The organism is Kitasatospora sp. MBT63, assembly GCF_000710465.2.
Taxonomy (GTDB): Bacteria; Actinomycetota; Actinomycetes; order Streptomycetales; family Streptomycetaceae; genus Kitasatospora.
Genome location: NZ_JAIZ01000583.1, coordinates 1 through 8,386, shown reverse-complemented (window position 1 = coordinate 8,386; position 8,386 = coordinate 1). Strand labels below are relative to the sequence as shown.

Below are 8,386 nucleotides of genomic sequence, written 5' to 3'. Positions count from 1 at the left end.
CGCCCCGCCGCAACGAGCTCGCCGTTCGCCTCTACAACCTCGGCCACTACGCCCTGCTGCTGGGCCTGCTGCTCCTCGCCACCGGCGCCAAGGCCCTCGTCGCCCACCCCACCGCCCCGCTGGCCCCCGCCCAGGCCACCGCGCTGGCCGCCGGCATCACCCTCTACCTCGCCGCCAACACCGCGATACGCCGCACCCTCGGCCTCACCCCGAACGCCGCCCGCCTGCTCGCCGCCGCCCTGGTGCCGGCGACGATCCCGTTCGGCACCCAGGTGTCGGCACTCGCGCAGGTGGCGGTGGTGGTGGCGGTGCTGGCGGCGGCGTTCGGCCACGAGGAGCGCGGCTGGAGGGCATGAGCGCCGGTCGGTCCCGCCGTCCGACCGCTGTCCGACCGCTCGGACGGGATTGGTGCACTGCCGGTCGGCTCGGCGACGGGCACGACTTCGGACGGGCGTGGCGTCGCCGTCGGCCGGCCGCAGCCGCGTCGGAGTCCCGTTGGTGGGGCCTAAGCGGCGGGGCCGACCCCCGCCGAGCCCCCGGAGCTGTAGGACGTCGGGGCAGGGCGCGTCCCGGCCGGGTCCGAGAGTGCCGATCGGACCGCTGCCGCGATGGACTCGGCCGACTCGTGTTCCCAGAAGCGAAGGACACGCCAGCCCGATTCGATCAGCCGGTTGTTGGTCTCGATGTCCCGCGAGATGTTCCGGTCGAGCTTCTCCGCCCACCACGCGCTGTTGGACTTCGGCCGGGTGGCGTGTTCGGGGCAGCCGTGCCAGAAGCAGCCGTCGAGGAACACGGCCACCCGGGCCCGGGTGAAGGCGATGTCGATCGTGCGACGGCGCATCTCGGGCACCGGCAGACCGACCCGGTAGCGAAGGCCCTGCGCGTGCAGCAGACGGCGAACGGCGAGTTCGATCTCCGTGTCCTTGCGCCGCTGTCGGCTCATACGGGACGCGACGGAGGGGGAGGAGGCGCTGGGGCGTACGGACGTCACTTTGTCGATCACCTTGCTCGGGCGGCCGGGTCGAATGCCACGACGACCTTCCGGGACGCCGTCGTGGCCGGTGGGGGAGCCGCCCGGGTGACCTCGGATCCTGCGGACCCGGGGTCGACCGCGAACACTCCGGTTCCCTTGCCCGGACGGGTCGCGGCGGAGGGTCTGCGGCCTGCCACCATGGGCCCTCCGGGTGGGACGAGGCTCTCGTACCGATCTTCTTACGGTAGCCCTGCCCACCGACAGCCGGAGGCGGTCCGCAGCAGCCTCCGGCGTCAGACCGTGCTCAGCGCCGCCCGCACGGCCGCCAGTTCCGCGGGCGTCACCCCGTGGGCGGTCAGGTAGGTCTCGATGGTGCCGTGGAGTTCGCGGATGCGGGCCAGGGCGGTGTGCAGGCGGTCGGCCTCGGCGGGGTGGGAGACGTGGGACACGCCGTGCTCGTCGATGTACGGGACGGGGCCGGCGTCGAGGCCGAGGCCGCGGTTGGAGCGGAGGTAGTCGGCGGTGATGTCGGCGTCGGAGAGGCCGGCCAGGTGCTGGATCACCGCGATGGTGAGGCCGGTGCGGTCCTTGCCGACGGCGCAGTGGACGAGCACCGGAGCGCCGTCGCCCGCGAGGCGGCGGACGGTGGCGGCCACGGCGTCGCCGCCGATCTCCGCCATCAGCTGGTAGGTGGCGAACTGGTCGCTGGGCCAAGGGTGTTCGGTGTCGTGGCGGTCCGGGAGCAGTGGGGCGTGCAGGTAGTCGTGGTCCAGGCCGTGGAACAGGTCGGGGGCGGCCGCGATCTCCGCAGGGCTGCGCAGGTCGACCACGGTCCGGATGCCGAGCGGCTTGAGCCGGCGGGCCCCCTCGGGGCTGAGGCCGGACAGCGACGCGGACCGGTACAGCACACCGGGTCGCAGTACGCCGCAGGAGGCGTCGCGGAAGTTCAGAACGTCGGGGATGTCCAGGAAGACGGCGTCGGTGTCGAACTCGCGGTCGGTCATGACCACCACGCTAGCGCGGGCGGGTGGCGCGCCGGGGGGCCGTTGTGGACCTGTGCCTTAACGCCTGCGGCGGCCCGGCGGCGACGGCCGGCCCGCCCGTGCCCGGCCGCCGCCCGTCGCCCTCGCCCGTCACTGCCCCCGCGTCCTCAGCGGCCGCCCGCCACGTCAAGGAAGGTCCCGGTGGCGTACGAGGCGGCCGGCGAGAGCAGGAAGAGGATGCACTCGGCGACCTCCTCCGGCTCCCCGCCGCGGCCCATCGGCAGCTGCGGCCCGACCCGGTCGACGCGCCCCGGCTCGCCGCCGAGGGCGTGGATGCCGGTGTGGATCAGGCCCGGACGGACGGCGTTGACCCGGATCCCCTCGGCCGCCACCTCCAGCGCCAGCCCACGGGTCATGCTGTCCAGCGCGCCCTTGGACGCCGCGTAGTCGACGTACTCGTTCGGCGAGCCGAGCCGGGAGGCGGCCGAGGACACGTTGACGATGGCGCCGCCCCGGCCGCCGTACCGGGAGGACATCCGGCGGACGGCGGCGCCCGCGCACAGGAACGGCCCGGTGATGTTCGCCGCCCAGATCCGGGCCAGCCGCTCCTCGTCCAACTCCTCCAGCCTGGCCTGCCGTTCGAGTGTGCCGGCGTTGTTGACCAGCGCCGTGAGGGTGCCGAGCTCCCGGTCCACGGTGCGGAACAGCCGCTCCACCTCCGCACCTCGGGTGACGTCCGCCCGAACGGCGACCGCGGTGCCCCCGTCGCCGCGGATGCCGTCCACCACGGCGAGCGCCGACGCCTCGTCACTGCGGTAGTTGACGCACACCCGATACCCGCGGCGGCCGGCGAGCCGGGCGGTGGCGGCGCCGATACCGCGCCCTCCGCCGGTGACCAGCAGGACTCCCGGCCCGGCGGCCGGGGTATCGGCGGACGCGGCTTCGGAGGACGCCGGCGCGTGGGGACGGGCGGTGGTCTCCTCTGGCACGGCGGTGACTCCCTCGTACTGGTACGCGTGCAGGCGGGATCCGGCCCCTGCCGGTCCGGCTCCGACCGTAGCCCACGCCCACGGCGCACAGCCCACGCCCCACAGCCCACGGCCCACGCCCTCAGCCCGCATGCCGGAATCCCCGGCGGACCGTGGCCCGCCGCCGGAACCATGGCCGGTATGTCACCCGACCCCTTCCCGCCGCCACTACGGCTGCAGCCCACCTCCGCCGACCCGGCCGACTACCTGGCGGCCGACGACGTGATCGACCACCACCACCCCGGGATCCGCGCGCTCGCCGTCCGGCTGCGCCGCGACAGCGCGGAGAGCAGTGTCCGCGCGGCCTTCGAGTACGTCCGCGACCGGGTGGCGCACTCCGCCGACGTCGGCCGGTGGAGCGCCGCGTACCGGGCCTCCGACGTGCTGGCTGCCGGCGATGCGATCTGCCACGGCAAGTCCCACCTGCTGACCGCCGTGCTGCGCGCCCAGGGCATCCCGGCCGGCCTGTGCTACCAGCGGTTCGACGTGCTGCACGCCCTGATCGCCGTCCACTGGCCGCAGCCGCGCGGCGGCGGCAGCTGGGTGCGGCTGGACCCGCGCGGCAACAAGCCGGGTGTCGACGCGCAGTTCACCACCGACCCCGCCGGGGAGCGGCTCGCCTGGCCGGTCGACCCGGGCCGGGGCGAGTTCGAGTACGCGACGGTGTCCCCGGCCCCCCCCGCCGTACTGCGCGAGGCGCTGGCCGCGGCGCGCCCCGACCGGGAGGGGTACGGCTACTACCTGCCGGTCGAGCTCTGAGGCGCACCCGGCCCGGCCGGGCACCCGGGCCAGGGACCCGGCCGGGCCAGGCACCCGGCTCGGCCGGGCGGTCAGGTCGCGGTGGCCGCCCGCATCGCGGCGATCTTCGGTGCGCGGCTCTTCGGCGAGTCCAGGCTGAACCCGCGTGCGTCGCCGAGTTCGTCCCGGACGAACGCCTCGGTCCGCCCGATCGCCTCGCGCAGGGCGTCGTCGAGCGGCACGAACAGCTGGTGCACGATCTCCCGCTGCTCGGTGTCGTACTCCCAGAAGCCGACGATCCGGCCGCGGTCGACCACGATGTGGGTCTGCGGGTCCGCCTCGCCGCCGAACACCCGGCCCTGCCTGGCGGCGGGAACCGGACGCTGCGCATCCGCCGGGTCGACCAGGCGGGCCAGGTCGCGGTGCAGCAGATGGATGCCGTCGATGCCCGCCAGCAGCGCGTACCGGGGCTCGGCAGGTGGCTCGAACTCCTCGAACTCGGGCAGGAGTTCGGCCGGCATCAACAGGTCGGTGCCCGGCAGCGTGACCAGGTCGAGCGGGGCCAGTGCCGCCTTCGCGGTCGCCGCGGTGAAGCCGGAGAACCAGCGCAGGTGCCGGACGGCCGCGGGCGCGGCCCAGGAGAGGTAGCGCCGGGCCAGCTCGTCGGCCGAGCCCTTGACCGGCTGGTCCCATCCGACGTAGCCGTAACGCTGCTGGTCCAGACGGCCGTTGACCGGCACCCGGCGGATCCGGCCGCGTGCCTGGAGCAGCCCGAGCGCCAGCGGCAGCGTGGTCGACACCCCGCGCTTCTTCCCCGCCTCACCCAACGGCCGGACCGCCTCGCCGACGGCCTCCCGGATGGCCGGCGGGTCCAGCGGACGGTCCTCGGCGAGCGCGCCCGTGATCGCCAGGCAGAGCTTCTCGATCTCGTCGCGGGTCACGTCCAGGTGCTTGGCCGCCGAGGCGAGGTCCGCCTCGGGCGCACCCGCCCCGGCGGCCAGACCGAGCGCGTAGTCGCCGGCCGGCAGGACGTAGGTGCAGCCGCGGGCCGAGGGCAGCTCGTGCACCTCCAGCGCCGCCACCGCCGCGTCCACCGCCTCCCGGCCGAGCCCCGCCCGGGCGAACAGCCCCAGGTACGGCGCCGCGCCGCCCACCGAGCGCGCCCAGCCGGTCGCGGACAGCACCTCGGCGGCGCTCGCGCCGTCGTGCCCGCCGTTCAGCCACTGCCGGTGCGCCCACCAGGCGCGGACCTTCGCCACCTGGTCGGGGTCGGTTTCCCGGGGCGCGGCCCCGCCGCGTTCCGGGCCGGTGCCCGCCGGGCTCCCACTGTTTGCCATGGGGCCAGTATCGGCGGGCCGGCCGGGCGGGGCGCGCAGCGACGGGCGGACAATTCGTTCGACCCCGGCCGGGGGGACAGGGGAGACTGCCGAGTGTCCGCCCGCGGTCACCGACGGTCCCGCCGGGGCCGTCACGGCCCTGGCCGCCGATGGCCGGCCACGCCCAACCGGCGCTCCCCGCACCGGTGATCCGGCGGCCACCGGGGGGATGGCCGCGCCGCCGTACCCGACGCCGAGGAGGCGACCCGCCCGTGAACGTCCTGCTGTCCGGCATCGTCGGCTCCACCGCCTACGGCCTCGCCCACGCCGGCTCCGACATCGACCGCCTCGGCCTCTACGCGGCACCGACCGTCGAACTCCACGGCCTGCACCGCCCGGCCGAGTCCCACGTCACCACGGCCCCCGACCGCACCCTGCACGAGGCCGCCAAGTGGTGCAGACTCGCGCTGAGTTGCAACCCGACCGCCTCCGAACTGGTCTGGCTGCCCGAGGACCTGTACGAGGTCCGGACGCCGCTCGGCGACGAGCTGATCGCCATCCGGCGGTCCTTCCTCAGTGCCGGGGCCGTCCGGCGCTCCTATCTCGGCTACGCCACGCAGCAGTTCAGGAAGCTGACGGCCCGCGACCGCACCGACGACAGCGGCCTGGCCAGGGCCGCCAAGCACGCCCGCCACCTGGTCCGGCTGGTCGAACAGGGCCTCGCCCTGCACGAGACCGGCGAGGTGGTGATCCGCCTCGCCGACCCGGCGCGCGTTCGCGAGCTCGGCGAACGCTACGCCCGGCACCCCGAGCAGGCCGGCACCCTGCTGGAGACCGCCGAGACGCGCTTCGACCGGCCCGGCGTCCTGCCGGAAGCCCCGGACGAGGCACCGGCCGAGGACTGGCTGCGGCGGGTGCGCGCGGTCCACTACGCCGCCGCCCGCACCCCCGGCGTCTGACGCCCGTGCGGGCCCCGGCGCGGGCGGTCCACGGCCCGCGACGCGGCCGGGGAATCCGTTGGCCAAACGGGCACGGTCACCGGGTAGGATCGGCCCCGCAGGTGCCGTACCCACGGGGCGGCGCCGGTCGGCGGGCCGCTAGCTCAATTGGCAGAGCTGCGGACTTTTAATCCGTAGGTTCAGGGTTCGAGCCCCTGGCGGCCCACACGCGAGAAAGGCCCCCACCCCGGCGTCCTGGCCGGGATGGGGGCCTTCGCGTTCAACGCGGGGACGGCGGTCCGGCCCGGATCCACCCTGTACGGGCCGCAGTTGGGCGCCGCCCTCGCCCTGGCGGCCGTTGGACGGGCGATCGCCTCGTCCGGCGCGCGGGCCCGGCTCGACGGCAGGTCCTGACGGCTCACCACATCCGCGCTCATCAGTCCTTCCTCGGCGTTGGGTACGGCCTTCCGCGGCAGGGGTCCCGGCTTACCCGGATGGATTACACTCTGTATCGATCCGGTCACCCTCCGATCCACCACCTCTGTGCGAGAACCCATGCGACGGCTGTCCGCGGTGCCGACCACCTCCGCCTGGCGGCGGGTGCTCCACCGGAGGGCGGCAGCGCCGACCACGGCCGGGCCCGCCGCACCGCCGCCCGGGCCGCCCACTCGCGAGGACGAGTTGCTGGCCGCCCGTCCCGCGCTGGTCCGCGACCGCGGCCTGCTCGCCGAGGTGCGGGAGGAGCTGGCACCGCACGCCGTCCGGGCGGCCAACCTGGCCCTCGCCGCGCAGGCGCTGCTCGCCGCGGGCGTCCCGTACGCGCTGGTGCCCGACGCACGGCGGCCCGAGGAGCCCGAGCGGCACCACCTGGCCGTCCGCGCCGACCGGCGGGCCCGGGTGTTCGCCGCCCTGGACACCGCCTTCAGCGGGCGGCACGTGTACCTGGAACCGGTCGGCTGGGGCGCGGGTCCCGGCCCGCTGCTCGCTCCGGGCCTGCGAGAGGCCGTGGACCGCCACGAACGGCCGGGCGCGGCCGCGGGCGACGGCGACGGGGACGACGGGGACGACGGGGTCGCGGCGCAGCGGCTGGTCCGCGGCGTGCGGGTGTTCCGGCCCGTGGTGGCCGCCTCGCGGACCCTCGGGTACGGCGCCGACCAGGGCTGCGAGATCAAGTTCTGGCAGCCCGCGGAGCCGTCCGGGGGCGCGATCGTCCCGTACGGCAGCACCCTGGCCGGCTGGTGGGCGCCCTCGCTGGAACCGGCCGCCACGGTCCGGATCGCCGGGGGCCGGCACCCCGTTCCCGCGGCATTCACCCGCCGTCCGGTCGACGAGGTCGACTTCCCGGTGGACGCCGTCTACACCTGGGTGGACGACACCGATCCGCGCTGGCGCGAGCGCCGGGAGCGGCGGGCCGCCGAGGCCACCCCGGCCGCCGGCCCCGGCCCCGGCTTCGGTCCTGGCGCCGGTCCCGGCACCGGCACCGAGCCGCAGCGCTTCCGCAACCGCGACGAACTGCGGTACAGCCTGCGCTCGCTGGCCGCGCACGCGCCCTGGATCCGCCGGGTCCACCTGGTCACCGACGACCAGCGGCCGGCCTGGCTGGACACCGCCCACCCCGGCATCCACGTGGTGGCGCACCGCGAGCTGTTCGACGACCCCGGCCTGCTGCCGGTCTTCAACTCCCGGGCCATCGAGTCCCAGCTGCACCGGATCGACGGCCTGTCCGAGCACTTCGTCTACTTCAACGACGACGTCTTCCTCGGCCGTGAGCTCGGCCCCGGCTTCTTCTTCCAGAGCAACGGTGTGGCCCGGCTGTTCCAGGACGGCGTCATCCCGCCGGACCCGGTCCGACCGGGCGAGGACAGCTACGTCGCGGGCCAGAAGAACACCCGGGACGCCATCGCCCGCCGCCACGGCCGGGTCCCCACCCGGACGCTCGGCCACACCCCGCGCGCGGCCCACCGCAGCCTGCTGGCGCACAACGCGCAGGAGTTCGCCGCCGAGTACGCCCGCACCGCCGCCGAGCCGTTCCGCGGCCACGCCAGCCTCTCCCCGCTCACCCTCTACGCGTACACCGCCTACCTGGCGGGCCGGGCGGTGTTCGCCGAGCCGGACGAGTGCTTCGTCGACATCGGCCGCCCCGAGTCGCTCGCCCTGCTGCAGGGCCTCGCCGAGCGCCGCGACGCCGCCGTGTTCTGCCTGAACGACGTCACCACCGGCCTGATCGACCCGGCGGCCCAGGACGCCGCCGTGCGCGCCTTCCTCGACGGCTACTTCCCGGCACCGGGGCCGTACGAGCTGCGCCGCCCGCTGCTCCCGCGCCCGGCCGCCGGGCCGGACCGGGTCCTGAGCGGCCGGACCGAGGTTTGAGGGCTTAAGCGGCCGGCCCAACCCCTGCACCCCGCCCACC

At 75.6% G+C, this 8,386-nt stretch carries 9 protein-coding genes and 1 tRNA gene; 6 read left to right on the top strand and 4 right to left on the bottom strand.

Annotation, left to right across the window (positions count from 1 at the left end):
• Nucleotides 1–356 (top strand): low temperature requirement protein A (locus AA75_RS49985; protein WP_199520450.1); only part of this gene is annotated, 356 nt, incomplete at its 5' end.
• A 149-nt stretch (nt 357–505) separates the two neighbouring features.
• Here AA75_RS49985 and AA75_RS30720 read toward each other — a convergent pair.
• The 3 genes from AA75_RS30720 to AA75_RS30710 all read right to left on the bottom strand — a co-directional run bounded on the left by AA75_RS30720 (nt 506) and on the right by AA75_RS30710 (nt 2,858).
• Complete coding sequence (locus AA75_RS30720) at nt 506–943, bottom strand: very short patch repair endonuclease (RefSeq protein ID WP_082526952.1); 438 nt, start codon at nt 941–943, stop codon at nt 506–508.
• A gap of 323 nt (nt 944–1,266) precedes the next feature.
• Nucleotides 1,267–1,977: a tyrosine-protein phosphatase gene (locus AA75_RS30715; protein WP_033823586.1), complete on the bottom strand. Its 711-nt coding sequence runs from the start codon at nt 1,975–1,977 to the stop codon at nt 1,267–1,269.
• Nucleotides 1,978–2,123: 146 nt separating this feature from the next.
• Nucleotides 2,124–2,858, bottom strand: a complete 735-nt coding sequence (locus tag AA75_RS30710; protein WP_033823638.1) for an SDR family oxidoreductase — start codon at nt 2,856–2,858, stop codon at nt 2,124–2,126.
• Nucleotides 2,859–3,125: 267 nt separating this feature from the next.
• Here AA75_RS30710 and AA75_RS30705 point away from each other — a divergent pair, with 267 nt between their 5' ends.
• A complete protein-coding gene (locus AA75_RS30705) occupies nt 3,126–3,743 on the top strand; it encodes a transglutaminase family protein (RefSeq protein ID WP_051813801.1) in 618 nt (205 codons plus the stop codon).
• 71 nt (nt 3,744–3,814) lie between these two features.
• On the opposite strand, the gene AA75_RS30700 is transcribed toward AA75_RS30705, so the two are convergent.
• Entirely contained in the window at nt 3,815–5,059 is a 1,245-nt protein-coding gene (locus AA75_RS30700) for a crosslink repair DNA glycosylase YcaQ family protein (RefSeq protein ID WP_082526950.1), read from the bottom strand.
• A gap of 251 nt (nt 5,060–5,310) precedes the next feature.
• Here AA75_RS30700 and AA75_RS30695 point away from each other — a divergent pair, with 251 nt between their 5' ends.
• The 4 genes from AA75_RS30695 to AA75_RS30685 all read left to right on the top strand — a co-directional run bounded on the left by AA75_RS30695 (nt 5,311) and on the right by AA75_RS30685 (nt 8,346).
• Complete coding sequence (locus tag AA75_RS30695; RefSeq protein ID WP_033823584.1) at nt 5,311–5,997, top strand: nucleotidyltransferase domain-containing protein; 687 nt, start codon at nt 5,311–5,313, stop codon at nt 5,995–5,997.
• A 132-nt stretch (nt 5,998–6,129) separates the two neighbouring features.
• Nucleotides 6,130–6,202 (top strand) — tRNA-Lys (locus AA75_RS30690).
• Between the two features lie 38 nt (nt 6,203–6,240).
• On the top strand, nt 6,241–6,390 hold the full coding sequence (locus tag AA75_RS49980; protein WP_158515587.1) for a hypothetical protein: 150 nt from the start codon (nt 6,241–6,243) through the stop codon (nt 6,388–6,390).
• A gap of 129 nt (nt 6,391–6,519) precedes the next feature.
• On the top strand, nt 6,520–8,346 hold the full coding sequence (locus tag AA75_RS30685; RefSeq protein WP_149038473.1) for a stealth family protein: 1,827 nt from the start codon (nt 6,520–6,522) through the stop codon (nt 8,344–8,346).
• The last annotated feature ends 40 nt before the right edge of the window (nt 8,347–8,386 follow it).